Origin of the sequence: Peteryoungia wuzhouensis, from assembly GCF_003205195.1 — a bacterium.
Classification (GTDB): domain Bacteria; phylum Pseudomonadota; class Alphaproteobacteria; order Rhizobiales; family Rhizobiaceae; genus Allorhizobium; species Allorhizobium wuzhouense.
The window spans coordinates 241,419-266,205 of record NZ_QJRY01000001.1 but is presented as its reverse complement, the minus strand read 5'-3'; the positions used below and the strand labels follow the sequence as shown (position 1 = coordinate 266,205).

The window sequence follows — 24,787 nt, the reverse complement described above, 5'->3', positions numbered from 1 at the left end:
CAGCCATGAACGAGACCGTCAAGCCATCCGTCCTCGACGACGAGGAATTCCACACCGCCGCCGAAAGCGTGCTGCGCGAAGGCGAGACCGTGGCCGATCTGATCGACCGATCGGCGAGAGCCGAGGTGGAATATCGGCGCGACCAGGCGGCCTTTATCGCAAGAGGGATCGCGGCACTGGAGGAAGCAGAACGCACCGGCGTCTGGTACACGACAGAAGACGTTCTCTCCATGATGAGAGCCAAGCTCGATGCTGCCAAGGCAGCGCAGGGCAAATGAGCTACCAGATCAAGTACACCCAGGACGTGCTGGACGACCTTGATCGGCTTTACACCTACCTCGTCCAATATGATCTGGCACTCGCAGAGCGCGCCTATGTTGCCGTGCAGCTTGCGATTTCCTCCCTTGAGAGGCTTCCGCTCATCCACAGAATGGCGAAGGGTGGAGATCCAATGATGAGGGAGATGGTCGTAGCCTTTGGAACAACGGGATATGTCGTGCTCTATCGGATCGTCAGCGACGACCTGTTGACCGTCGCTGCCATCCGCCACCAGCGCGAAGACGACTACCGCTGAGCCTTACCGATCACTCGTCTCCCAGCGCGGATTGACCCAGGGCTCCTGATTGGAACGGGGCAGGGGCTGCTTGCCGAGGATATGATCCGCCGCCTTCTCGCCCGTCATGATTGAGGGGCCGTTCAGATTGCCATAGGTAACATGCGGGAAGATGGATGAATCTGCCACGCGCAAGCCCTCGACGCCGATCACCTTTGTCGAGGGATCAACGACCGCCATCGGGTCGTCTGCACGACCCATCTTGCAGGTACCGCAGGGGTGATAGGCGCCTTCCAGATGTTCCCGCAGATAGGCGTCGATCTCTTCGTCCGACTGCACATTCGGCCCCGGCGCCACCTCGATCTCGCGATAGGGATCGAAGGCCTTCTGGTTGAAGATCTCACGGGTGACGCGCACCGCATGGCGGAATTTTACCCAGTCCTCCGGGTCGCTCATATAGTTGAAACGCAAGACCGGCGTGTCCTTCACGTCAGGCGAACGCAGCGTTACCGAGCCGCGCGACTTCGACATGTTGTAGCCGACATGCGCCTGGAAACCGTGGCCACCCACCGCCGACTTGCCGTCATAGGAGATCGCGATCGGCAGGAAATGATACTGGATGTCAGGCCATTTGACGCCTGCCGCAGACCGGATGAAGGCTGCCGCCTCGAACTGGTTGGAGGTGCCGAGCCCCTTCTTGAAGAACAGCCACTGCGCACCAACCACGCCCATCCAGAACCAGTTGTTCTTCGAATGCAGCGTGATCGGCAGCTTCGACTTGAACTGATGATAATATTCCAGGTGATCCTGCAGGTTTTGCCCCACGCCCGGACGATCCGCCACGACGGGAATGCCCATCGCCTTGAGATGCGCGGCAGGGCCAATCCCCGACAGCATCAGGATCTTCGGCGAGTTGAAGGCCGATGCCGCGACGATCACCTCGCGGTTCGCCCGGACAATTTCGATCTTGCCGCCGATTTCCACCTCGACGCCGACGGCGCGGGTGCCTTCCATCACGACCTTGCGGGCAAAACAGCGGATCAGCGAGACATTCGGCCGCTTCAGCGCCGGCTTCAGATAGGCATTCGCCGTCGACCAGCGCCGCCCCTGCCAGCTCGTCTGCTCCATCAGCCCGAAGCCCTCCTGCTGCCGGCCGTTATAGTCCTCGGTGACCGGGAAGCCTGCCTGCCGCCCGGCCTCGATGAAGGCGCGGTAAAGCGGGTTCTTGATATCGCCGCGCCGCACATGCAGCGGCCCGTCCGTGCCACGCCAGCCTTCTTCGCCGCCATGCGAACTTTCCTGCCGCTTGAAATAGGGCAGCACATCCGCATAGGCCCAGCCGGTCGCCCCGAGCTCCTCCCAGCGGTTGAAATCCTCGGCGTGGCCGCGCACATAGACCATGCCGTTGATCGACGAGGACCCGCCCAGCACCTTGCCGCGCGGCGCAATCATCCGGCGATTGTTGAGATGCGGCTCGGGCTCGGTCATGTAGCCCCAGTTGTAGCGGTCCATGTTCATCGGATAGGCAAGGGCCGCCGGCATCTGCACGAACGGCCCGATGTCGGAGCCGCCGAATTCCAAGACGATGACCGTGTTCTTCCCGTCCTCCGAAAGCCGGTAAGCCATGGCCGCCCCTGCGGAGCCGGAACCGATGATGACGAAATCTGCTTGCATGTCAGCAATCCATGGTTGAGTCAGTTGGAGCGGCGCGCTGTATTGATGGGATGAAGCCTGTCGAGTATTCTAACGCCACGCAAAAGAGCCTTAGTCGGATGCAGCCCAAGCGAGCGGCGGCGATCAAGGCTAAGGTGCTTGCCTACGCGCGGGGTGAGCGTGTCGATCTGAAGAGGCTGGTTGGCACGACGCTTGTGCGCATCAGGGTCGGCGATGACAGGGTCATCATCGATGAGCGAACGAACCTCGTTATCGTGGTCGACGTCGGCCCAAGAGGCAGTATCTACAAGGAGTAGATGATGGGTGTTTTCAACCGAACGGTCATCGACGGAAAACCGTTCGTCCTCGTTCCCGAGGAAGAATTCGAGGACATGATGGATATAATCATGGCTAAGGAGATTCTGGCGCGGATCGAAGCGGGCGAAGAAACCTGGCCGGCCGAACTCGTCTACGAATTGCTCGACACCGACAGCCGCATCCGCACCTACCGCAATTACCGCAAACTGTCCGTCTCCGACCTCGCCGCCGCCGCCGGTATTTCCCAGCCCTATCTCTCCGAAATCGAAAGCGGCAAGAAGACCGCCTCCGTCGATGTGCTGAAGCGGATTGCTGCGGCCTTGAAGGTCGATCTCGACGATATCGTGGTGTGACTGCCAAACGTCGACGCTGCAGCCCCCCCCTCTGTCGGCTGCGCCGACATCTCCCCCGCAAGGGGGGAGAGTGGCCGCTACCGCTTTGCCCCCCGATTTTTCCAACGCCAGAGCACTCAACACTTGCCGTCGACCGGGCGCCCAGCCACGATCCACTCTCCCTCCCTGTGGGGGAGATGCCCGGCAGGGCAGAGGGGGGTAACTTGGCGCGACGACGGCCCCGCTCATCTCAATACGGCGCCTCGCACTTGCCCATGCCGACATAAACCGTCTTCAGCTCGGAATAATGCTCAAGCGCCGCTGCCGAATTCTCGCGGCCGAAGCCGGACTGTTTGGACCCGCCGAAGGGGATCTCGACCGGGCAGAGATTATAGGTGTTGATCCACAGCGTGCCGGCCTCCAGCTGGTCCACCACGCGGTGGGCGCGGGAAAAATCCGCCGTGAACACACCGGCCGAGAGGCCGAATTCGGTGGCGTTTGCCCGTTCGATCACCTCTGCCTCGTCGTCGAAATCGAGCACGCACATCACAGGCCCAAAAATCTCTTCGCGGGCGATGGTCATGTCGTCGGTGACATCGGCAAACACGGTCGGCTGGATGTAGAAGCCTTCGCCGGTGACGCTGTTCGGAATACCGCCGCCGGTCACGAGCGTGGCGCCCTCCGCCTTGCCCTTGTCGATGTAGGACAGGACCTTCTCACGCTGCGCGAGCGAGACCATCGGCCCCATCTGCGTCGCCTCGTCCTGCGGATCGCCGATCAGGATCGCCTCTGTGCGGGCCTTGAGCCGCGACAGAAACACCTCCTTGATCGCCTTGTGCACGAAGACGCGGGTGCCGTTCGAGCAGACCTGGCCGGTCGAATAGAAATTGCCGAGCATGGCACCCGAGATCGCGCTCTCGATATCGGCATCGTCGAAGACGACGATCGGCGACTTGCCGCCGAGCTCCATCGTCACATGCTTGAGCTGGCTGGCAGCCGCCCCCGCCACCTTGCGCCCCGTCGGCACGGAGCCGGTCAGCGACACCTTGGCGACGTCAGGATGCGACACCAGCAGCGGCCCGGTCTCGCGGTCCCCCTGGATGACATTGTAGACGCCCTTCGGCGCCCCGGCTTCGATCAGGATCTCGGCGATCTTGAGCGCGCCGAGCGGCGTCACTTCCGACGGCTTGAACACCATCGCATTGCCGGCGGCAAGGGCCGGTGCACCCTTCCAGCAGGCGATCTGTTGCGGATAATTCCAGGCGCCGATGCCGACGACGACGCCGAGCGGCACCCGTTTCGTATAGGCCCAGTCGCCCCCCAGCGGGATCTGGCTGCCGTTCATCGCGGTCGCGATGATGCCACCGAAGAATTCGAAACTGTCGGCACCCGAGGTCGGATCGGCCACGATCGTTTCCTGGATCGGCTTGCCGGTGTCGAGCGTCTCGAGCTCGGAAAGCTCGCGGTTCCGCTCGCGCATGATTTCGGCGGCCTTCTTCAACACGCGGCCACGCGCGGCCGGGCTCCATGACGCCCATTCTTTCTGCGCCCGCTTGGCAGAGGCGATCGCCTTTTCGATGATCGCAGGCGTTGCCGCATGCAGCCTTGCGATCACCTCGCCGGTCGCCGGATAGATGCTCTCGATGACGGTGCCGTCGGTATCCTCGACATACGCGCCATCGATGAAATGCGAGGCTTGCGGTTGGGCTTTCATGGTGTCTCTCCGGACGGGTGTTCGTATTTGCATCTAACTATCAAGGGCCCCTCATCCGCCCTTCGGGCACCTTCTCCCCGCAGGCGGGGAGAAGGAGACGCCGGCGCTAACGGTCGTCTCTCCCTCTCCCCGCTTGCGGGGAGAGGGTAGGGTGAGGGGCTATCTGTTCGGCAGGCACAGAACGTAACTGCCCCGCCACGTAATCCTCGACCAGCGCCACGGACGCCTCGATCGACAGCGGAGCGGCTTTCAGAGATTGCCGGATATAGAGCCCGTCAATCATCGCCGCTGCGCCATCGGCGATCCGGCCCGCGTCGAAAGTCCCGCAGAGCGGCTTCAATCCGGAGAGCAGGTTGGAATGCAGCCGCCGCGCATAGACGACGAGCAGCCGGCGCACCTCTTCCGAGCGCTGAGCCTCCGAATAGAAGGCGAGCCAGGCGGCAACGACTTCCGGGGCAAACTGGTCGGCCTGGAACGAGACGCGGATGACTGCCGAAATCCGCGCCCGCGGCGTCTCGGCCTGGCGGAGCGCAATCACCGCATCGGCCCTCAGCTGCCGCAAAAGCGAGCGGATGGTCTCGATCAGCAGCTGCTCCTTGGAGCCGAAATAGTGATGCGCCAGCGCCGCCGAGACCCCGGCCTCGCGGGCGATCTCCGACATGGTGACGGTCAGCGACCCATGATGGCCGATCGCCTTCAGGGCGGCATCGACCAGCGCCTTGCGCCGGACGGGCTCCATTCCGATTTTCGGCATCCTGCTCTCCTTGCTTGGCAGCAGGATAATTTTGATTGACTGATCAATCAATAAAAATTCCTGCGCTTTTCATGGGTTTCTCAGCGCCCGATTTCTGGCATTCTGCGATGGGACAAAGGGGAGGGTGCGATGAGCAGGCAGCCGGGGGCGCAAGGCCGACAGCAGACCGGGCCGGTCGAGGCCGGGATGGAGACAATCTGGCGCCGCGGCATGGTCGCGCTGGCGCTGATCCCGATCCTGCTCCTCGCGCTGGATGTCGGGTCGCGCCTTCTGGGCGGGGAGGGCAGCGGCGACGGCAAGCTTGTCGACGTCTATCTGAAATATCTCGGCGCCGCCTTCGTCGCGCTGCTTCTGGCGCGTGTCGGTCCCTTGCTGAAGGGCAAGTTCTATGGCGTGGAAGTCGAGTTTGGCGAGACCAAGCTGGTCGCCGACGCGACGATGAAGGCGACCGCCGATGTCGCCGCACTCCGGGAAGAGCTGGAGCGTGTCAAGGACACGCTGAGCCGGATCGCCCCGCCGGAAGGATCCACCAAGAAGAGCCTGCGCGCGGCCCCGCTTCCGACGCCCGAACTGGGGCCGGTCAAGGTGTGGGACGATCCCAACAAGGGCCGCTTTGGTGGTCTGGCGGAGAAGGACGGCTTCAGGCTGGCCGCCGAGTTCATCGGGGCGGAGGAGGCAAGGCTCGTCAACGTCAAGCTCACCGTGCAAGGCACCGACAAGCTCCTCACGCAGAAGGTCCGCTTCTTCCTGCACCCCACGTTCCCCAGTCCGGAGTTAACGGTAAACCCGATGGATGGCACCGCCTCTCTGGACACGCTGGCCTATGGCGGCTTCACCGTCGGCGCCTGGATCGAAGGCACGAAAACCCTTCTGGAACTTGATCTTTCCCGTGCAGACGGGGCGCCGCGCATCATCCGGGACCTCTAGCAGCGCTGCGCGCCGCATCGAAACTTTCATCCAACTGTCACATCCGGGAAAGGCTTTCTTGACAATTGCCCAGCACGATCTGACCCATAAAAAACAAAGGTATATTGGAGAAGATTATGGCATTGGGGGCAGTCGAGGAAGGCGCTGTTGTGCGCCGTTTCGCGAGTGATCAACTGCTGACGCTGGCCAAGCTCGTCGTCGAAAATGCCCTCCAGCCCATCGTCGAAGTCGGGACCGGCGCCGCTTTCGGTTACGAGAGCCTGCTGCGTGGCCATGACCGGCTGGGTTTTTCGACCCCTCTCGATCTGCTCGACCAGGCCGCTGAAACCGGCCATCTCCTGCCGCTCGAACAGATGGTGGCAAGCCGGGCGCTCGCCAAATTCGCGACGCTGCCGGATCGGGCCGGCGCAACCCTCTTCCTCAATCTCGACGTCCGCCTGATCCCCGACGGCAATGCCCTCGTCGATACGCTGCTCGATCAGCTGCGCAAGGCGCAGATCCCGCCGTCCTCCGTCTGCTTCGAACTCTCGGAGCGTTTCGACAACACCATCGTTCCGCAGTTTGCCGGCCTCGTCGAGCGCCTGCGCCGCTCCGGCTTCAAGCTCGCCATCGACGATTTCGGCGTCGGTCATGGCGAGATGAAGCTGCTCTGCGATTTCCCCGTCGATTACGTCAAGATCGATCGCCATTTCATTGCCGGCATCGACAGCAATCCGCGCAAGCGCCACCTGGTCAAGAACATCGTCAATTTCTGCCATGTGCTGGGCGTCCGGGTGATCGCCGAGGGCATCGAGACCGAGGGCGAATTCATTGCCTGCCGGGAATTCGGCGTCGATCTCGTCCAGGGCTGGTTCATCGCCCGCCCGACCACGCTGACAACGGAGCTGAAAAGCGCCTTCCCGCATCTGCAGGATGTCGGCAAGATCCGCCGCTCCACCCAGTCGCTCGACGAGATCCTCATCCGCCGCCAGATCGAAACCCTGCCCACGGTTTATGAACACGAAAACATCGAACACGTCTTCGATCTCTTCCGCCGCAATCCCGGCCAGACCTTCTTCCCCGTCTTGAATGCCAATGGCGAGCCGCGCGGCATCATCAACGAACGTCACCTGAAGGAATACATCTATCAGCCCTTCGGCCGCGACCTGTTGAAGAACAAGCTCTACGAGCGCTCCATCTCGCAATTCGTCGACCGCGCCCCGATCGTCGGGCTGGATGCCGATGCCGAGCGGCTGATGACGATCTTTGCCAATATGGAAGGCTCGGACTGCGTCATCCTGACGGAAAACATGCGGTATGCCGGTATTGTCTCGGCCGCCTCGCTGATCCGCATCATCAACGAAAAGCAGCTGAAGACCGCCCAGGACCAGAACCCGCTGACGGGCCTTCCCGGCAACCGCGCCATCGGCGATTTCATCCAGGACGTCGCCCGCGACGGCGATGCGGCCCGCTTTTTCTGCTACTGCGACTTCGACCACTTCAAGCCGTTCAACGACCACTACGGCTTCCACCACGGCGACCATGCCATCTCGCTCTTCGCCGCCCTTCTGCGCCGCTATTTCTTCTCGGAAGGCGATTTCCTCGGCCATGTCGGCGGCGACGATTTCTTCATCGGCGTCACGGACTGGACCCGCGCCGAACTGAACGAGATCCTCGATCGCCTGCTCTCGGACTTCCACGACGACGTCGTCGACCTTTATTCCGAAGTCGATCGCCAGGCCGGCCGCATCAAGGGCCTGGACCGCCAGGGCGTCGAGCGCGACTTCCCCCTGATGCGCTGCTCGATCGGCGTCATCGAACTCCCCCAGGGCCTCGTCATCGACGACGTCAACCGCATCAGCGCCGCCATCGCCGAGCTGAAGAAGCAGGCGAAGGAAAGCACGGAAGGCCTGGTGATCGGGATGTTCGGGGAGGGGTGAGAAGGGTCGGGCCGGCCAGACCGATGCATCTTCACAGATCACCGCCAGGATTGCTGATCTTATAGTTTACGCGCAGTGATCCAAAGAACCACCCGCCAAAACGACCAAAGCCACCCGTTAGGGTGGCTTGGCTTATGAGTCTCCTTGCGGAGAGACGGCGACCTCTCGGCCCCGCATATTTGGTCTTTATACTGGTCGCTCGGTGTTCAGTCAAGCAAAGGGGTGCCTCCCGCCTTACCTCGCGGGCTTCTCCCCCATCGTAACCGTGATCGTGTCCACTGTCTCGGTAACGATCCCGGATGGCGTTTCGACCGTGGTGGTGGTTGCTACCTCTGTCACCTGGACAGTGGCAGCAGGCATCCAGCCGGCAATGATGGAGTGGGCCTTCTGCAGGATAGCCGTCAACCCGTCACCCTTCACTCTTGGAGGTGTGGTCGACACGTTGTCGAGGCGACTGGTAGCGATCGTCATCAGGTGGTCGCAAATGACCCAGCTGCGCTTGCTGTCGATCTTGCCTTGCACCTCGGCGCTCAGCTCTATCGCGTTGATGTTGGTGGCATTGTCCTCGTCCGTCGTCATCGGCAAAACCGTCACTTTGCCGTTCAGCGTGGCGTTCCGGCTCACCACGATGACAGGCCTATTCTTCCAGAATTCCGGGATATGGATGACCCCTTCGGGGTGAAAGTTACACCAATAGATATTGCCGACCTTAGGTGCTGCCTTGATCCGGGTCGGATATTTTGTAGCCATGCTTTGGCGCCCCTCAACGCTGCATGCGACTAGCGGGACACGGCCCAGGTATGATCTCCTGTCCGGCCAGACTGGAAGCAACTGCAACTCGCCCCGCATGACCAGAAAAAGGTGAAAATCGCAAGGACGGCATCCATGGGTTGTTTGCGGTGTCGCGAAATGCCCCCGCCTGATTGTCGTCGCTGAAGCGCGCGCGCTATGATGATCGCTCCGCTCTGTCCAGCGCTTGAGCACACGCGGAGAAGAGTTCGCCGCCAAAGGCCATCCATGCAGATCACCGTCACCATCGAACCGCCCGACCAGCCCGCCGTCGCAACCCTGCTGCGGCAGTCCGATGCCATCGCCGCGCGCCTTTATCCAGGCGCCTTTCGCCAGCCGCTCACCCCCGCCACGCTCTCGCGGCCCGGTATTGCCCTCTTCGTCGCCCGTGAGGATCACGGTCAGGCGCTCGGCTGTGCCGCGCTTCTCGATCTCGGCGATGGCACGGGTGAACTCAAGCGCATGATCGTCGATCCTGACCATGCGGGGCAGGGTGTCGGCCGCCACCTCGTGACGGCCATTCTCCAGTCCGCCCGGGCGCGCGGTTTCCGGTCCGTGCTGCTCGAAGTCGGCATCCGCAATGTCGAGGCACGACGGCTTTACGAAAGCGCAGGCTTCCGCAATCGCGGCCCCTTCGGCCGCTACGAGCCGACCCCGATCGCCACCTTCATGGAAGCCGACTTGACGCGGCGCGCGATCTGACGGCCGGTCGGCACCATTTGTCGCGGGCGTCAAAGGGCCTCCTTTTCATCGCAATTCAGAGGCTCTATGCCCAACCAACCGCCGATCATCCCAGATGTCTTCAGGAGCGCGCCCATGTCCGATCACGCGATGTCCAATCCAGCGAACCAGTCTCTTCCGTCAACCATGCGCTATGTCGATCTTCCCGCCCATGGCGCGCCGGAGGTGATGGTGCTCGCGACCGGCGCTCTTCCCCAGCCACGCGCCGGCGAAATCCTGGTTCGGGTCGAGGCCGCAGGCGTCAACCGGCCGGATGTCGCGCAGCGTCAGGGCGCCTATCCGCCGCCGAAGGATGCAAGCCCGGTGCTTGGCCTTGAGGTCGCAGGCGAGGTGGTCGCACTCGGGGCGGGCGTGACGGGTTTCGGTCTCGGCGACCGCGTCTGTGCGCTCGCCAATGGCGGCGGTTATGCCGAATACTGCACGGTGCCCGCCACCCAGGCGCTGACCTTCCCCAAGGGGTATGACGCCGTGAAGGCCGCCGCCCTTCCCGAAACCTTCTTCACCGTCTGGGCCAATCTCTTCCAGATGGCGGGCCTGACCGAAGGCGAGACCGTACTCATCCATGGAGGCTCGTCGGGTATCGGCACCACCGCCATCCAGCTGGCACGAGCCTTTGGCGCCACGGTTTACACCACCGCAGGCTCGGCCGAAAAATGCGCGGCCTGCATGGATCTGGGCGCGGCGCGGGCGATCAACTACAAGGCCGAGGATTTCGTCGAGATCGTCAAGGAAGAGACGCAGGGGCGGGGCGTCGACGTCATCCTCGACATGATCGGCGCTGCCTATTTCGATCGCAATCTGCAGGCGCTCGCCAAGGACGGCTGCCTCTCGATCATCGCCTTCCTCGGCGGCGCGACGGTCGAAAAGGCAAACCTTGCCCCGATCATGGTCAAGCGCCTCACCGTGACCGGCTCCACCATGCGCCCGCGCAGTCAGGAAGAGAAACGCGCCATCCGCGACGAGTTGATGGCCGAGGTCTGGCCGATCATCGAAAAAGGTGAGGTTTCCCCGGTCATCCACGCGGTCATGCCCTTCGACAAAGTGGTCGAGGCGCACCGGCTGATGGAAAGCTCGGAACATATCGGCAAGATTGTCTTGAAAATGGGGTGAGGCGAGGGGCACGCGCGGCCAGCGGGCGCTTCACCAGCGACCATCACACGCCGACAGAGAACTTCCCAAGGTCTAGCGTAGTGGGAATTTCGCGGTCAACTCCGCCGCCGTTTCGCTTGGCGCGGTAAGAGGCCGTGTCGGCTGTTGCCATCATCTGTTCCAGGTCCGCAGAGCCGGAAGGCGCCATGGTATAGCCGAGGCTGATACCGATGGTGATCTCCTCACCGGCAATCTGGTAGGGGGCGCCGAGACTCTTGGCGACCCTATGCGCCAGGGCGTCTGCATGGCCTGGATCCCGGACATCGGGTTGCAAAATGACGAATTCGTCGCCGCCGATTCGGGCAGCGATGTCAGGCTGAACCAGGCTCTCGCGCAGCCGCCCGGCGATCGCTACCAGCAAGGCATCGCCGACCGCGTGACCGAAGCGGTCATTGATATGCTTGAAGCCATCAAGATCGAAGCAATGCACGCAGGTGAGCACGTCGTCAGCAGCGTCGAGGTTCATATAGGCCTCGCTGAGCGCTGTGCGGTTGCAAAGCCCCGTCAGCGGGTCGTGGCGTGCCTGATGCTCCATGTCGAGAAACAGGCGGATTTGCCGGATGGTCGTGCGATAGACATGCAGCATGCTCTGCATGGCAGCGACCAAAAAGATCACCGCCAGCAGACCCATGATCCAGTGGGCCGTATCGCCGAATACGATGATCGCCACGGAGGTGGGCAAAGCGGCAAGCAGGATCGCGGTCGCCGCGATCATCGGCCTTACGGAAATCCTCACCGTCACCCCGGCGCAGTATCCGAAGGTCAGCACGGCGGCCAGCATGTGGACCGCGAGGTCCGGGTAGGAAAAGGCGATGGTGGCGATCATCCCCACGCAGGCCGCAATGAGAAAGATGAAAAAACCCTGCACCTTTTCCCAGTAGGCCGCATCCGCAACCGTCGAGCGTTTCCTGGCATCCGCGCGTCGATGAGCCAGGGAAACCGCGATCTTGCCAAGGGAGGCGATGGCCCCGCCGATGGTGGCGATCAACAGCGGCGTATTGCCAAGGCTCTGGTGGGCGAACAGCCCAACAGCAAGGATCGTGATCCCCATGATCGTCGTCGGGGTCAGCGTCGAGTGCAGCTCCGACACGAGCGTCTTGAACACCTCGTCCGTCTCTCTGTAGCGCACGCCAAATCCCTCAAACCCATGGTCTGGGGCCCGCCAGGGGCCCAGAGCTGCAAGGATAATGAGGCCGGGGAGTTTAAGATTCGGTCAGGTTGAACGACAAAATCTGATAACTCGATGGATGATGGTTTTGTTGTGGGGGGGCTAGTTTGGTCGCTTTCACAGTGAAGGTGCTTGGCACGCTGGGGATTTGTGCGTTGAACGCGACGACGGCGGTGGGGTCATACACGCGGGTCTGCCGTTCGATTAGGTGGTGGAGCGCGCCGGCTGATGGAGAGTTCGGCGCATATTGGCAAGATCGTGTTGCGGGTGGGGTGAGGCGAGCGGCGCTCGCAACAGGCGGGCGCTTCACGAGCCGCCGTCATGCGGCGACAGAGAACTTCCCGAGGTCCAGCGTCGGCGGTATTTCACGGTCAATCCCGCCGCCGTTTCGTTTGGCGCGGTAGGAGCCCTTGTCCGCTTTCGCCATCATCTGTTCCAGATCCGCAAAACCGGACATCAGCCCTGGACTCGTTCCTCACTTCGCTGCCGAAGCCGCTTCGTTCGGCATCTCTATCTTCGACCAGGCGGTCATCGTCCTGACCTCTGCAAACTACTGGCGCTCGTTGTCCAGTGGGATCGAAGCCCAGCGTCTTCTGGTGAAGGCAAATATCAGAACCGCAAGCACACCGACGCAGATTGACTCTCTCGTCGCCGGCTATCAGGCAGATATGGGGGTGCTGTGAGCAAGCCGCGTGACAAGGGAATCATCGCATATGGTACGGCCGAGGACCGCGAAAAGCTCGCGGCCCTGGCGGATCTCTATGGGATCTCGGGCAGCGAAGTGATCGTGAAAATGATCCGGGACCGGCATCTTGAGCTGTTCGAAAAACGCACTGGCACCTAGCGTAGTGCATAACGTCGAAAAAGTCTGGGTTGAGGGATTGCCAGAGCCGGATACACGCGGCACACATAGGGCATCCCCGGAAGGGGATAGGGAGCGCCGAGAAGGAGAAGCAGTGTTGAAGCTGCATTCTTCTTCTCGACTATTCGCACTCGCCGTCCTGAACTGTCCAGTTTGGACCCGGACAGCCATCGGGGGTGGAAGCCGACGTGCCAGCGAGTAGCGCGTGATTCCACCAAACCAATTCCAACCAACTGACGCAAGACCCGCGAAGGCGTAAGGCAGCCTTATCCCGTGGTGATTTGTACGGTCGGCTTGCAGCCACGCTGAGCAGCGAGGTGATCAGTGGCCGGCGGTCCAAAATGTCGTCCCAAACATAAATGCCGAATAGCCCGCCGCCCCCGAAAGAGCCAGCCAGACAAGATGCTTCACCGCACAAGAAAACTTCTCCCCCACAGTCCTCTTGTAGGGATGCTGGGGTCCCTTCTGGCTTGGAGCATCATCCACCATGTAAGGTTCGTGTGTAGCCCAGCAATCCTTGACGGACGGCCAGAGCCAAACAGCGGGGAAAACGGTGAGAATAAAAGGGACGGCCCAATACATGCAGTGTGCTCCTAGGTTTCAGCCTTAGGTAGCGCTGTCAGGTTAACACCTCACCAACAAGTATGGTCGGAGACAACTTGGCTCCATAGATAGATTACGTGATCTTTATATATAGAGCTATTTAGTAATGCGACAGTTGGGCCAGTTAGAGATGCGACAGTCTCGCCTCTTGATGCGCTGGTCAATGCCAACGTCGGGAGCTAGGATGACGACTTCGAGCTTGGTCGAGACCATGAACGGTTTGCGCCGTCGCACGGCACCCCTCACCACCCACCCCCAGCCTTGATTCCGCCCCCTTCTTAAGCGCTTGTTAACGCTTCTCGTCTGGCTGGAGGTCTTCATGGCGCTTGGCGCATCGCATCGATTGCAGGATGGCGTCTTGGCCGTCGAAACCATGACCCGCTTTGCGCTGGCGGTGCTCGCGCTCGCCTCCGGCGTCTACACCTATCTCGGGGTGCGCAGCATTCTCGACGGCTCGCCGACGGCAGTGTTTTTTGCCGCCATCATCTATTCGGCCTCCGTCTCGGTGGCGATCTATGCCTTCTGGTCCTACATGGCGCGCTTCTATCCGCATGTGACGGGAACGGCGGCGCGGGGCGCCATGCTCGGCGTCATGGCGCTCGGCTGCGCCATGATCATCGCCATGTCGAGCTGGTTGAATGCGGCAGCGCTTGCAGGCTCGGCAGCGCTGGAACAGCATCTGGCCGAAACGGTCGAGGATTATACGGCCGATCTCGACCAGGCACATCAGAACGCGCTGGCCGCGCAAAGCCTGCTGCCGGACATCCAGCGCACCTCCGAACGTTTTGCCCGTCTGGCCGAAGACGAACGCCAGAACGGTGCGCTCACCGGCACGACCGGCTCGGGCAGCGTCGTCCAGCTTCTGTCGCAGATGTCCGCCCAGCTGAACGAGCTGCAGACCGGCATCACCGCCTCGCGCGAGCGGGTGACGACCCTGTTCGACCAGGGCCGCGCGCATCTCGAAACCATGCGCAAGCTGGTTTCGGCCCCCGGCGCCGTCGAGCCGCGCAGCGACGAATTCTCCGCCGAGGTCGTGGCGCTGTCGGGCGTCATCGCCTCGCTGGAACAGACCTCGATCGCGCCTTCGGTCAAGCGCGCGGCCGAAGACCTGTCGCTCGGTTTCATCGCCCCGGTTGCCGATGGCCAGGCCGCCGATCTGGCCGACCGCCAGGATCAGGTGATGCAGACCATCCGCACCTCGGTCACCTCCCAGTCGCAGGTTCTCTCCCAGGCCGCAGACGCCATCCTGGCGCGCGAACCGGTGGCCGCGCGCCGCTTTGTCCCCTTGTCTGCGGCAGAAGCCGTGCTGCGTTATGCCGCCGATTTCATTCCGGCCTGGGCAGGCGCAATCTCCATCGATCTCCTTCCCGCCGTCCTTGTCTTCATCCTGGCCGTCGTCCATGGCGCGATCCGCCGCCAGGAAGAACGGCTGCCTTTTGCCCAGCGGATCACCGCCGCCGAACTTCTGGAAGCGCTGGAGGTGCAGCGCGCGCTGAGCCGTCAGGGCATCGATGTGGCAGAAGCCGTGCAGGCAGCGGAGGCCGAAGACGAGCGCAGCCGCGCCGAAACCAACATCACCAGCCTTGACATGGCGAGCAAGGCGCCGCGAAAGGGGCCCCCCGCGTGAGACCCGCAGCGCTCCTCCCGCGTCTGAAGGACGCCTTTCTGCGGGCCGATGACGGCTTGCTGATGCGCGGCGCCTTCTTCGCCCTGCTGGCGACGGCAAGCGCCTTTCTCTTCGTCGACATCAGGGAAATGAGCCTGGCGAATACGGCATTGCCCGGCCACGATCCGCTGACGACGGACGCCCCCGTTCTTCCCCCGGCACTGACGGATGGCGTGCCCCAGGCGCCGCCGGTCGAGCCGGCCAGCGCGCCGGACGTGCTGCGCCAGCCGATGCGTTTCGACCTACAGCCCGGCGGCATCCTGAAGGCCGAAGGCGCCATCGATCTTGGCACCGCCGACCGTTTCGCCGAGGAGATCGCCGCGCGTGGCGAATATGTGCAGGCGGTATCCCTGAATTCCCCCGGCGGCTCCGTCGAGGATGCGCTCGCCATGTCGAAGCTGATCCGGGAAAAGGGCCTGAACACGCAGGTGGAGACCCGGGCGCTGTGTGCCTCGTCCTGCCCGCTGATCTTCGCCGGCGGTGTTGCGCGCGACGCGGCCGAAAACGCCATCCTCGGCGTGCATCAGGTCTTCAACGCCGGGCAGACCCGCCCCACTCCGGAACAGGCTATGTCGGAAGCCCAGCGCACGACAGCCCGCATCGCACGGCATCTGGACGAGATGGGCATCGCCGACGGCGTCTGGATTCACGCGCTGGAAACGCCGCCGGACCGGCTCTACTACCTGACGCCGAAGGAAATGGCGGAGTTCAAGCTGACGACTGCGGCGGTGGCGGCGGCAAAGCAGACCAAGAAGAACTAGAGCAAGTCCAGCAAAAGTGCGAAGCGGTTTTGCGTCCGGAATTGCGTGAAAACAAAGACATAGAGCATTGAAGGCGACTCCGCTTTCGCAATTCGAGGAAAAACGCTCGCCCGCCCGGCAAGAACCCGTCGGCACTTTCCGTCATTCAACGCCTGGTGGTTTGCCTCAAGACGTAACGGCTTGCCCCTCGCCCAAAGCCCCGTTCAGTCCTGTTCGGGCGGCAGCGAGCGCACGGTCAGCTTGTTGCCATCGGGATCGCGCAGATAGGCGACGAATTGGCCATTCGGCCGCAGCGATGGCGGGGTCTCGATGGACATGCCGCCATTCGCTGTCCCGGCGTCGTGCCATGCGCGAACCTCATCTGCATTAGCGGCTAGAATGCCGATCGTGCCGCCATTGGCAGCGCTCGCCGGTTTCCCGTCGATCGGTGCCGTGATCATCAGGCGACCGCCATTGTGGAGATAGATCAGCCGGCCGCGTGCATCCGTCTCGCCGGGCTGACCGCCCAGGGCAATGAAGGTGGCGTCGTAAAAGCGTTTCGACCGTGCCAGGTCATTGCTGCCGATCATGATGTGCGTGAACATGCGGTCTCCAGAAAAGTGGGAAATGGGAAGAGGGCAGATCGACCGAACCGCGCCTGCTTGCGGGATGGTCCGGCAGGTCCGGAGCATCCCGGAGAAGGTCGTTTGCCCTTGTCCGCAATGCCGCCTGCGATGCGTGGGAAACTCAGATCCCCGATCCGTCGAGTTCCGCCTCGTCCTCGCCCTCCCAGGCGGGCGGCCGGATCATGGCATCCGGATCCACCCCCGGCAGTGGCATCCAGCATTTCAGCTCCGGTTCGGCATAGGCGATGATCACACCCGGCGTCGAATCCGAGGAGCGCCAGCCGTCGGCGCCGAACCGGTCGCCGTTCGACCAATAGACGAGATCGACGGCACCCGGCCCCTGTTCGGTGGCGCGGATGGTCACCAGAATGCGGCTCCCGTCTCTCGGCGCGCTCACCATGTTTCGCCAGCGGATGGGGTCTTCCATGGTCTTCTCCTCCCGTTGTGGAAGGAAGTGTCGTCTTCCCGGAGCGACCGGTCAACACCTGTCTCGCTTACGGCGTGTTGCCCGAAACCGTCGTGTTGTACGAATCCCGGACATAGACGCCCGCATCACCCTTGCCGACCAATCGATTGTTCCTCACCGTCAGACCGTCAGCGGTGTAGATCGTCACGCCGGCACTTCCCGGCGAGGTGACCGTGTTGTTCTCCACAAGACCATTATGCGAATAGATGCCGAAGGAGATGCCGGCGGAGCCGTCGACACTCTGCGCCGTCGTGAGTGTATTGCCGCGGACCGTGGCACCGGTCGAGCGAACCGTGCTGATGGCACTGGCGTTCGATCCTTTCGTCGCAATGACGTTGTCGCTGATCGTATTGTTCGCGCCATAGCGCAGATTGATCCCAGCACCACCCCGCATCTGCGTCTCGATGTCATTGCCGGTGATGCTGAGATTGCTGCTGTGATCCACCACAATCCCGTAGGCGATCGTACCGGAATGCCAGTTGCTGTCGTTGGTCGTATTGGTCCTGATCACATTGTCGGAAATCACCGCGCCATCGCTGGTGATCAGGTTGATGCCGCGGGACATGTAGCCATTGGTTGTCACCCTATTGCCTGAGATCGCGATCCCGCCGCTGTTGTTGATGTAGAAGCCGTTCGCCTGGGTGCCATTGGTCGTGATCGTATTGTCGGTCACGACGAGACCGCCGCTATTGTTGATCGAAAAGGCGTGCGTCGATTGGGCCTGCGCATCCGTGTCGACATAGCTGCTATTGCCATTGCCGTTTGTGGTCACCCGGTTGCCCTTGAGCAGGCCGGTTGCATTGTCTGCACGAATGCCGAGCGACCTGTCTCCGTTCTGGGCGATCGCCATGTTCTGGATATCAAGGCCGGTGCTGGAGACGAGCTCCATCGCGTTGCCGCCACTGGCCGAGATCGAACCGCCATCGACGGTAAATCCGGAGACGCCGGAGGCCCGGATGCCGCCCTTTGCCGAGGTCACGTCGACGTTGCGCAGCACAGCCCCGTTTGCCGCATTCACCGCAACCGATCCGCCGGAAGTCGACAGGTTTTCGACGGCGATGCCGCCCAGAAAGCTGTCTTGCCCCAGCTGAACGAGCGTTCCGGCAGAGCCGCTGATGCTGCCCGAACCGCCGCCTGCGGTCCAGTCGACCGCAGTGCCGCTCGTCGCCCCCTTGAGGCGCAGGACCGTTCCCCCGCCGAGCACCGTTTGCCCGGCATTGAGGGTGATGCCCGCCGCCGTCGAAACCGTTCCGTTGACGAGCACGATGCTGCCGGCACCTGCAGCATTGAGGGCGGCCTGCAGATCGGCCCCGTTCTGGTTCGCCCCGTCAATCAGGATGAAAGATCCGACGGCCGAACCGTTCCAGTCGCTGACAGCCGCCTCCGTCGTGGTCAGCGTTTCGTTCGTCGCGGTGAAAGCGTTGGCGGTGTTGGAGACGATGTCGACATCCCGAACGATGGCATCCGTCATCCGCCGTTCCATGACATCGGACGGATCTCTTGGCAGGGACGGCGGCTGCAGCGGCACGCGCAGTCTGGCCTGGGCAATCCACTGGTCGCCACGCACGTCGTCATGCTGATAGACCACGCCGCCCGTCAGCTTCACGCCCGGCAGCCCGGCCAGATTGTCCGCCACCAGTTCCAGCCGCGCCCGGGGGCCGGCAACGGGGTCGACATCCGAGCCGTCGAAATAGTATCCACCCAGAAAGGCTCTGAGGTCGAAGCCGGAGCCCGGCTCGAAGACCGGAAGGCGCACACCCACCTCGGCATCGACACCGGCCAGCGCTTTTTCGACCTCATAGCGGGTGGTTGTTGTCCGCACCGCCTGATGCCGGATCGCCAGAGATCCACCGGTGGCAATCGCATCGCTCGTCCAGGAGCCCACGGAAGACGAGCTGCCCCCCTCCATGTAGACGTCGCTCGGGCCAACCGGGAGATACACGTTGCCGCGCAGATCGAAGTGTTCGCTCAGCGCTTCGGCCCCGAGCGTCACCTGTTTGAACATGTTGCCATAGGCGGAGCGGCGAAGGTCGAAATAGCCGTAGGCACCGATGTTCCAGCCGGAAGCCAGCATCTGGCGCAGGCCGAGGCCAAAGTTCCCTTCCGATGCGTCCTGATTGTCGAACATGCCCCGGATATCGGCAAACAGCAGGCTATCGCTGTCCTGGGCAAGCGGCATGAACAGATCGGCATTGCCGATCGAACGCCCGGTGCCGACATGACCGCCCACCTCGATCCAGGGATCCCAGCGCTGCGTGAAAACATCGTCCGCCCACGCGCCCGAACCCATCGTCCACAGCGGCAACGAGACCAGGATCACGGCCATCTGCTCTTTGTACCGGAAGGGTTTCACGCGCGTCATGATTGCTTCTCCAGGGAGGCGCAGATCGGCAAAGCCGTTCAGAGCTCATGACGTTTAGAAAAGAAACGGCCGTTATCCAATGGTCCAAATCTGGGCCGAAATTCGCGGAATATCCCGTAATTTCAATAGTAAAATGCGAAGTCTGGATGGGGAGAAAAGGCCTGCGTCACGCTTCTCGTCAGCCGATGCGATCGGCTGTGCGGCCATCGCGCGATCTGTTTGCGAAGCGTGCGCGATGTCATAGGATGGCCCGGCCCGCCGGATGCAACCGTGCAGGATGGGCGGTAATCGGAGAAGTCGCCCCGCATGCGCAAGATGCCCGTCACCTGTGAGGTTCGTTACCGCATCGATCCGGATCGCATGTCCGAGTTTGAAGCCTATGCGCACATCTGGACCGAACTCATCGAACGTCACGGCGGCATGCATCACGGATATTTCCTGCCGGGCAAAAGGCCGGATGAGGCGAGCGTCAGTTTTGCGGGGCAGGGCAGCGACGGTGCGCATGACATTGCCATCGCGCTGTTCACCTTTGCCGATGAAGCCGCCTATGCGCAATACCGGGAGCAGGTGGCGAAAGATCCGGATGGCATAGCCGCGAACGCGCGTTTCCGCGACGATCCACCCTTTGTCAGCTATGAGCGCATGTTCCTGACGCCACTCCCGCGAAGGGGATGATCTCGGCTCCGGCGCGCGAATTGTGAACGAATTCTGCCGCAACGCAACACAATTATACAAACAAGACGTCACATAACGTGCCTTGTCGAAATCCTCGAAGCGCCCTACCTTTCAATCATCGGCAACGTAACGAAAGGAAGGTGATCCAATGTCTAATGAGATTTCGGTCTGCGTGTGTGACTTTGGAAAGGGTGCGGTTTTGACGGGGCAGCCCTCGGCCTGATCCAGCCTTCCTTCGGGCGGTTACCCCGTCCGGGTCCAGACAAAGGACTAAAGCTCATGGGAGCCACCCTCGCGGGTGGCTCTTTTGATTCCGGGGCTCCGGCAGTCCCTGGTTTACAATCCGACCGCCCCGAAGCCCGGCACCTTCAGCGCCGGCCGGGCGAGGTCGACGCCAGCCACCAGGCCCAGAAAATTCACCTCCAGCCCGCTGCGCATCCCCACGGAAAAGCCGGCAAGCCCGCCGAGGCTCACATGCAGGTCGCGCCCGTCGCTGTCCAGGGCATAGAAGGTGCCCTCGCCGAGATAGTCGCGACCCACGGCATCCGGCGGCAAGACGGCGCCGAGGTCGGGCACTTGCCGCAGCACATGGGCGACAAAGGTGTTGGAGTTCGGCCCCGGATAGATCCGGTAGCCGCCCGGCTGGCCGTAAGGATAAGCCTCGATCGCCGCCTCCACCTTCGGGATCAGTCGCTCGGCCTCGGGGCCCTTCAATTCCACCACCAGCCTTGGCGGGTTCGAATACCAGAAGGCGTCCGGTGCCCGGTGGTTGCGCCGGATCGGCGCGCCCCAGCCCACCTTGTCATAGCGCTGATAGGCGCCGTCTTTCGTCTTGGTCACGATCCAGGCATGGCTGGCGATCGCCCCTTTCAGGCCGCCGGTCATCGCGGAGAAGACGTAGATCGCCGCCTCCGGGCTGTCCTGCGCCGACGGCAAAAGGCCGGATGAGCCCCATTTTGCCGAACTCCAGCCGGACGGATGCTCGCGCGTCGCCCACAGCCCGGCCGAAACCAGGGTCGGCAGCACGAAAACGAGCAGGATGACGGAGACGATACGCAGCAGAAATTTCAATCCGGACCTCGAACCAGCTTGCGAGACATGCTCTAACAAGCATCTGGCAATCATGGCGTTTTGAGGTTCATCATGGGCAATCCGGTCACGGTCGAGGTCACGCGCGGTCAACTCGTCGAAAGCCGCCATCGCGGGCTGGCGGTGGTCGTCGATAGCGATGGCAAAATCGTCTTTTCCGCTGGCGATGTCGATGCGGCCGTCTTCCCGCGCTCCGCCTGCAAGGCCATGCAGGCCCTCCCGCTGGTCGAAAGCGGCGCGGCGGATGCCTTCGGCTTCGGCAATCGCGAACTGGCGCTCGCCTGCTCCTCCCATTCCGGCGAGCCGGAGCATGTGGCAACCGCCGCCGCCATGCTGAAAGCCGCCGGTTGCAGCGAAAGCGATCTGGAATGCGGCGCCCACTGGTCCTTCGATCAGGCAACCATCATCGCCCAGGCCCGCAGCCTCGACCGCCCCTCGGCCCTTCACAACAATTGCTCGGGCAAACATTCCGGCTTCGTCTGCACCTGCGCCCATATGGGCGAAGACCCCAAGGGCTATTCCACCTATGACCACCCGCTGCAGCAGTCGATCCGCGCGATCATGGCAGACCTGACGGGCGCCACGCTCGGCCTGGACAATTGCGGCACCGACGGCTGCTCGATCCCGACCTATGCCGTGCCGCTCACCGGCCTTGCCCATGGTTTCGCCAAGCTCGGCACGGGGCAGGGGCTCGCGCCCATCCGCGCCGCTGCCGCCCGCCGGCTGATCCAGGCCTGCATGGCGGAACCCTTCTACGTCGCCGGCACGAAACGCTTCTGCACAAAGCTGATGCAAGTCGCACCTGGAAAGATCTTCGCCAAGACCGGCGCCGAAGGCGTCTTCTGCGCCGTGTTGCCAAACAAGGGCCTGTCCTTCGCCGTCAAGGCCGAGGACGGCGCCACCCGCGCCGCCGAAGCCATGATCGCGGCCCTGCTGGCCCGGTATTTCGAGCCTGAAAGCGAGGAGCATGCGGCGCTGATGGGCCTTGCCAATCACGGCATGCGCAACTGGAACGGCATCGAGGTCGGCCAGGTGCGGGTCACCGACGTGCTGTTCGGCTGAACCTGAGCGCTCACGCAGGGATCATCTCCGCGCCTGCCGCCCGATAACCGGCGAGAACCTCCTCCGGCGTCTCGGCACCGACGATCAGCCCCGTCACCTCGGAAAGCGGCACGATGCCGAAAGGCGAGACGGCGCCCAGTTTCTCCGCCGTCAACGGGCAGTAACTCGCCACGCTGCGCTCAACGATCCGCCGCTTGATCGCGGCTTCCTCGAAATCGCCGGTCGACAGCCCGTCGGCCGGATGGGCGGCGGTGGCGCCGAGGAAGAACAGATCCGGCCGCAGCCGCTCGATCGCCGAAAGCGCCGTCGGACCCACCGCCACCATCGAGTGTTTGAAGATCCGCCCGCCGATCAGGATCACCTCGATTTGCTGATGCTGCTCGAACTCCGCCGCGATGGTCGGGGCGTGGGTGACGACCGTCAGCGTCATGTCGTGCGGGATCTGCCGCGCAATCTCCGCCGTCGTCGTGCCGCCGTCGAGAAACACCGTCTGGCCGGGGTTGATCAGCCGGACGCAGGCGGCCGCCAGCCGCCGCTTCTCCTCGGTCGCCAGCCGCTGGCGCGTGGAAAAGTCGGGCAGGGGGGCGGCAACCGGCAGCGCCCCGCCATGCACCCGGATCAGAAGCCCCGCCGCCGCCATGTCGCGCATGTCGCGGCGGATCGTATCCTCGGACACGTCCCAGAGCCTGGCCAGCTCGCCCGACAGCGCCCGCCCGTCGCGTTTCAGCACCTCCAGGATCTCTCGGCGTCTTTGTTCGGTCAGCATGATCTCGCCCGTTTGTTCACGATATTTCCGGATAATACCGAATTGGATTCGACATTCCATAAGAATCGTGCGGAAATGTGCACGTATCCGCATGAGGCGGATGATGAAGGAGTGAGACATGTTGATATTGATTGCCGGTCCCTATCGCTCGGGCACCGGGGATGATCCGGAAAAGATGGCCGCCAACCTGAAGGTGCTCGAGGCGCCGTCCCATGCCCTGTTTCAGGCCGGCCACGTGCCGATGATCGGCGAATGGGTGGCGCTGCCCATCTGGCATGCCGCCGGCGGCAAGACCGTCGGCGATGACCTTTACGAGCAGATCTTCCACCCCGTCGCGGGCCGCCTCTTGGCACTCTGCGAAGGCGTCCTGCGCCTTCCCGGCGCCTCCAAGGGCGCCGACAATGACGTCCGCATCGCCACCGAACGCGGCATCCCGGTCTGGTATCGGCTGGAGGATGTGCCGGGGTGTGGCTGAGGGGCGCACTTCCAGGCCAGGATTGAATAACCTAAGTTGATGGGTTATTCTTCCACATGGTCACCGTTCTGCGCAAGCATGGCATGCGTTTCGTGATCTACACGGCAGATCACGAGCCGCCCCATGCGCATGTTTACGGTGATGGCGAGGCCCGAAGCGACATCGTGACCTTGAAGGTGATCTCGCAGGGCGCTCTTTCTGGACACGTGGAGACAGTATCATGGCTGAAATCACCGACGCCGACCTTGAGGCTGCAAAACGCCGTTGGGCCGAGGAGCGCGCTGAAAGGCCAGCCCCGTCTGCCGTCAGGTTTGACCGAGACAGTGAGCGGATCGTCGTCGAGTTCACCAATGGCGCCGCCTTCCTCGTGCCGGCCCGCGCGCTCGAAGGCCTGCAAAAGGCGACGCCGGACGACATTGCCGATGTCGAATTGCTGGGCGAAACCGGTCTCCACTGGGAGAGGCTGGATGTCGATTACACCATTCAGGGCCTCATGGCCGGCATCTTCGGGTCTCGCGCGTTCCTCGAAGCGCAGCGCCGGGGAGGGCAGTCGCGCTCCCCGGCCAAGATTGCCGCCAGCCGGGTCAATGGGGCAAAAGGAGGCCGGCCAAAGAAGATGGGGTGACTTGAGCCCTCAGCTCAGCTGCACGCTCAGGGTCTTGCCGACGGCGGAAGCAGCCTTGACCAGAGTATCCAGTTGCACCTTGTCATTGGCGGGGTCGAGCAACCGGCCGAGCTGGGTTCCGCTTGTTTTCATCCGCCGCGCCATTTCGGACTTCGAAATCTGTTGGGTCTTCATTTCGTGCTCGATGGCAATCACCAAAGCCCGCTTGATCGCCGTCGCGGTCACCACGTCATAGAGACCTTCGTCTCGCAAAAAGCTGTCGAAGCTTTCGCCGATATGAGGATTTTCGTCAGTGTGCATGGCGAGCGACGTCTTTCATTCGAGCCACAGCTAGGTCGATGTCCTTTTGTGGTGTCTTCTGCGTTTTCTTCTCAAAACCGTGCAAAAGGACCATCCGGCCCTCCTGGATCATGAAGAATAGCCGTGCAATCCGGCCGTGAGCGAGAGACGAGCGGATCTCGAAGAGACCTTTCACACCCACGATCGCGGCGCATTTTGGCATGCCCACCGGCCAGCAATATTCCAGCGTCGCAATGTCCTCGCCGATGAGCTTTCGGTCATCCGGGCTGAGGGACATCAGCCAATCCCGCACAGGCCGCCGCCCCCCGGTCGAAACATAGAAAAATGCATGCACGATCTTGGCGCGCTGCATAGCCTATACCTTGCAAGGTAAACCTTTTGAGGTCTTGGTTCAAGTGGTTCAATTGCGATCTAAGGTTGCAGTGTGCGGCAATGGCCGTCAAAGTTCAAGCC

The 24,787-nt window shown here is 62.5% G+C and carries 28 protein-coding genes, 1 pseudogene and 1 riboswitch; of the genes and pseudogenes, 17 read left to right on the top strand and 12 right to left on the bottom strand.

Annotated elements, in window-relative coordinates; translation table 11 throughout:
* The first annotated feature begins 5 nt into the window (after window positions 1-5).
* Together DMY87_RS01435 and DMY87_RS01430 are read left to right on the top strand one after the other, a co-directional pair.
* Window positions 6-278, top strand: a complete 273-nt coding sequence (locus DMY87_RS01435) for a prevent-host-death protein (RefSeq protein ID WP_110789508.1) — start codon at window positions 6-8, stop codon at window positions 276-278.
* Window positions 275-574 (top strand): type II toxin-antitoxin system RelE/ParE family toxin, encoded by a 300-nt coding sequence (locus DMY87_RS01430; protein WP_110789507.1) that lies wholly within the window; start codon window positions 275-277, stop codon window positions 572-574. Before DMY87_RS01435 ends, DMY87_RS01430 begins: the two co-directional genes overlap by 4 nt.
* A gap of 3 nt (window positions 575-577) precedes the next feature.
* Here the strand turns inward: DMY87_RS01430 and betA are convergent, their stop codons facing one another.
* Window positions 578-2,227 carry a choline dehydrogenase gene (gene betA / locus DMY87_RS01425; protein WP_110789506.1) on the bottom strand — a complete coding sequence of 550 codons (1,650 nt, stop codon included), beginning with the start codon at window positions 2,225-2,227 and terminating at the stop codon, window positions 578-580.
* A 98-nt stretch (window positions 2,228-2,325) separates the two neighbouring features.
* On the opposite strand from betA, the gene DMY87_RS01420 reads away from it, so the two are divergent.
* Both DMY87_RS01420 and DMY87_RS01415 read left to right on the top strand, forming a co-directional pair.
* Window positions 2,326-2,523 carry a type II toxin-antitoxin system RelE family toxin gene (locus tag DMY87_RS01420; RefSeq protein WP_245408798.1) on the top strand — a complete coding sequence of 66 codons (198 nt, stop codon included), beginning with the start codon at window positions 2,326-2,328 and terminating at the stop codon, window positions 2,521-2,523.
* 3 nt (window positions 2,524-2,526) lie between these two features.
* Entirely contained in the window at window positions 2,527-2,877 is a 351-nt protein-coding gene (locus DMY87_RS01415; RefSeq protein WP_110789505.1) for a helix-turn-helix domain-containing protein, read from the top strand.
* Window positions 2,878-3,106: 229 nt separating this feature from the next.
* Here DMY87_RS01415 and betB read toward each other — a convergent pair whose 3' ends face one another.
* Both betB and betI read right to left on the bottom strand, forming a co-directional pair.
* Window positions 3,107-4,570, bottom strand: coding sequence for a betaine-aldehyde dehydrogenase (gene betB / locus DMY87_RS01410; RefSeq protein WP_110789504.1), 1,464 nt, complete (start codon window positions 4,568-4,570; stop codon window positions 3,107-3,109).
* Window positions 4,571-4,676: 106 nt separating this feature from the next.
* Window positions 4,677-5,324, bottom strand: coding sequence for a transcriptional regulator BetI (gene betI / locus DMY87_RS01405; protein ID WP_110789503.1), 648 nt, complete (start codon window positions 5,322-5,324; stop codon window positions 4,677-4,679).
* 129 nt (window positions 5,325-5,453) lie between these two features.
* Between betI and DMY87_RS01400 the strand changes: the two genes are divergently transcribed.
* Window positions 5,454-6,251, top strand: coding sequence for a pYEATS domain-containing protein (locus DMY87_RS01400; RefSeq protein ID WP_110789502.1), 798 nt, complete (start codon window positions 5,454-5,456; stop codon window positions 6,249-6,251).
* Window positions 6,252-6,367: 116 nt separating this feature from the next.
* Window positions 6,368-8,170: a bifunctional diguanylate cyclase/phosphodiesterase gene (locus DMY87_RS01395; protein ID WP_110789501.1), complete on the top strand. Its 1,803-nt coding sequence runs from the start codon at window positions 6,368-6,370 to the stop codon at window positions 8,168-8,170.
* A gap of 234 nt (window positions 8,171-8,404) precedes the next feature.
* Here the strand turns inward: DMY87_RS01395 and DMY87_RS01390 are convergent, their stop codons facing one another.
* A complete protein-coding gene (locus tag DMY87_RS01390) occupies window positions 8,405-8,920 on the bottom strand; it encodes a type II toxin-antitoxin system PemK/MazF family toxin (protein WP_165826121.1) in 516 nt (171 codons plus the stop codon).
* 267 nt (window positions 8,921-9,187) lie between these two features.
* Between DMY87_RS01390 and DMY87_RS01385 the strand changes: the two genes are divergently transcribed.
* Both DMY87_RS01385 and DMY87_RS01380 read left to right on the top strand, forming a co-directional pair.
* A complete protein-coding gene (locus tag DMY87_RS01385; RefSeq protein ID WP_165826120.1) occupies window positions 9,188-9,661 on the top strand; it encodes a GNAT family N-acetyltransferase in 474 nt (157 codons plus the stop codon).
* Window positions 9,662-9,775: 114 nt separating this feature from the next.
* Window positions 9,776-10,810, top strand: coding sequence for an NAD(P)H-quinone oxidoreductase (locus tag DMY87_RS01380; RefSeq protein WP_245408797.1), 1,035 nt, complete (start codon window positions 9,776-9,778; stop codon window positions 10,808-10,810).
* Window positions 10,811-10,853: 43 nt separating this feature from the next.
* Here the strand turns inward: DMY87_RS01380 and DMY87_RS01375 are convergent, their stop codons facing one another.
* On the bottom strand, window positions 10,854-11,978 hold the full coding sequence (locus DMY87_RS01375) for a GGDEF domain-containing protein (RefSeq protein ID WP_110789498.1): 1,125 nt from the start codon (window positions 11,976-11,978) through the stop codon (window positions 10,854-10,856).
* Window positions 11,979-12,427: 449 nt separating this feature from the next.
* Between DMY87_RS01375 and DMY87_RS01370 the strand changes: the two genes are divergently transcribed.
* The 4 genes from DMY87_RS01370 to DMY87_RS01360 all read left to right on the top strand — a co-directional run bounded on the left by DMY87_RS01370 (window position 12,428) and on the right by DMY87_RS01360 (window position 15,909).
* Window positions 12,428-12,700: a hypothetical protein gene (locus DMY87_RS01370; protein ID WP_110789497.1), complete on the top strand. Its 273-nt coding sequence runs from the start codon at window positions 12,428-12,430 to the stop codon at window positions 12,698-12,700.
* A complete protein-coding gene (locus tag DMY87_RS24095; RefSeq protein WP_165826119.1) occupies window positions 12,697-12,861 on the top strand; it encodes a hypothetical protein in 165 nt (54 codons plus the stop codon). The genes DMY87_RS01370 and DMY87_RS24095 overlap by 4 nt, the downstream gene beginning before the upstream one ends.
* A 281-nt stretch (window positions 12,862-13,142) precedes the next feature.
* Window positions 13,143-13,223, top strand: a riboswitch (SAM riboswitch).
* Window positions 13,224-13,801: 578 nt separating this feature from the next.
* Window positions 13,802-15,109, top strand: coding sequence for a hypothetical protein (locus tag DMY87_RS01365; protein ID WP_110789496.1), 1,308 nt, complete (start codon window positions 13,802-13,804; stop codon window positions 15,107-15,109).
* Between the two features lie 62 nt (window positions 15,110-15,171).
* Window positions 15,172-15,909 (top strand): COG3904 family protein, encoded by a 738-nt coding sequence (locus DMY87_RS01360; protein WP_110790326.1) that lies wholly within the window; start codon window positions 15,172-15,174, stop codon window positions 15,907-15,909.
* Between the two features lie 203 nt (window positions 15,910-16,112).
* Here the strand turns inward: DMY87_RS01360 and DMY87_RS01355 are convergent, their stop codons facing one another.
* The 3 genes from DMY87_RS01355 to DMY87_RS01345 all read right to left on the bottom strand — a co-directional run bounded on the left by DMY87_RS01355 (window position 16,113) and on the right by DMY87_RS01345 (window position 19,342).
* Entirely contained in the window at window positions 16,113-16,493 is a 381-nt protein-coding gene (locus DMY87_RS01355) for a VOC family protein (protein ID WP_110789495.1), read from the bottom strand.
* A gap of 142 nt (window positions 16,494-16,635) precedes the next feature.
* Window positions 16,636-16,941: a hypothetical protein gene (locus tag DMY87_RS01350; protein WP_110789494.1), complete on the bottom strand. Its 306-nt coding sequence runs from the start codon at window positions 16,939-16,941 to the stop codon at window positions 16,636-16,638.
* 67 nt (window positions 16,942-17,008) lie between these two features.
* Entirely contained in the window at window positions 17,009-19,342 is a 2,334-nt protein-coding gene (locus DMY87_RS01345; protein ID WP_110789493.1) for a right-handed parallel beta-helix repeat-containing protein, read from the bottom strand.
* 306 nt (window positions 19,343-19,648) lie between these two features.
* On the opposite strand from DMY87_RS01345, the gene DMY87_RS01340 reads away from it, so the two are divergent.
* Entirely contained in the window at window positions 19,649-20,017 is a 369-nt protein-coding gene (locus DMY87_RS01340) for an NIPSNAP family protein (protein WP_245408796.1), read from the top strand.
* A gap of 336 nt (window positions 20,018-20,353) precedes the next feature.
* Here the strand turns inward: DMY87_RS01340 and DMY87_RS01335 are convergent, their stop codons facing one another.
* A complete protein-coding gene (locus tag DMY87_RS01335) occupies window positions 20,354-21,088 on the bottom strand; it encodes a DUF3750 domain-containing protein (protein WP_110789492.1) in 735 nt (244 codons plus the stop codon).
* A gap of 72 nt (window positions 21,089-21,160) precedes the next feature.
* On the opposite strand from DMY87_RS01335, the gene DMY87_RS01330 reads away from it, so the two are divergent.
* On the top strand, window positions 21,161-22,168 hold the full coding sequence (locus tag DMY87_RS01330; RefSeq protein WP_110789491.1) for an asparaginase: 1,008 nt from the start codon (window positions 21,161-21,163) through the stop codon (window positions 22,166-22,168).
* A gap of 10 nt (window positions 22,169-22,178) precedes the next feature.
* Here DMY87_RS01330 and DMY87_RS01325 read toward each other — a convergent pair whose 3' ends face one another.
* The gene (locus DMY87_RS01325; RefSeq protein ID WP_110789490.1) at window positions 22,179-22,934 is read right to left on the bottom strand and encodes a DeoR/GlpR family DNA-binding transcription regulator; all 756 of its coding nucleotides are present in this window, start codon (window positions 22,932-22,934) and stop codon (window positions 22,179-22,181) included.
* Between the two features lie 118 nt (window positions 22,935-23,052).
* Between DMY87_RS01325 and DMY87_RS01320 the strand changes: the two genes are divergently transcribed.
* The 3 genes and pseudogenes from DMY87_RS01320 (at window position 23,053) to DMY87_RS01310 (ending at window position 24,034) form a co-directional block, all read left to right on the top strand.
* On the top strand, window positions 23,053-23,409 hold the full coding sequence (locus DMY87_RS01320) for a DUF4406 domain-containing protein (protein WP_110789489.1): 357 nt from the start codon (window positions 23,053-23,055) through the stop codon (window positions 23,407-23,409).
* A gap of 56 nt (window positions 23,410-23,465) precedes the next feature.
* Window positions 23,466-23,552, top strand: a pseudogene (locus DMY87_RS24510) (DUF4160 domain-containing protein); the annotation flags it as partial.
* A 77-nt stretch (window positions 23,553-23,629) separates the two neighbouring features.
* Window positions 23,630-24,034 (top strand): DUF2442 domain-containing protein, encoded by a 405-nt coding sequence (locus DMY87_RS01310; protein WP_110789488.1) that lies wholly within the window; start codon window positions 23,630-23,632, stop codon window positions 24,032-24,034.
* 9 nt (window positions 24,035-24,043) lie between these two features.
* On the opposite strand, the gene DMY87_RS01305 is transcribed toward DMY87_RS01310, so the two are convergent.
* Window positions 24,044-24,334 (bottom strand): XRE family transcriptional regulator, encoded by a 291-nt coding sequence (locus DMY87_RS01305; RefSeq protein WP_110789487.1) that lies wholly within the window; start codon window positions 24,332-24,334, stop codon window positions 24,044-24,046.
* Window positions 24,324-24,686 carry a type II toxin-antitoxin system RelE/ParE family toxin gene (locus DMY87_RS01300; protein WP_110789486.1) on the bottom strand — a complete coding sequence of 121 codons (363 nt, stop codon included), beginning with the start codon at window positions 24,684-24,686 and terminating at the stop codon, window positions 24,324-24,326. Before DMY87_RS01300 ends, DMY87_RS01305 begins: the two co-directional genes overlap by 11 nt.
* Between the last annotated feature and the right edge of the window lie 101 nt (window positions 24,687-24,787).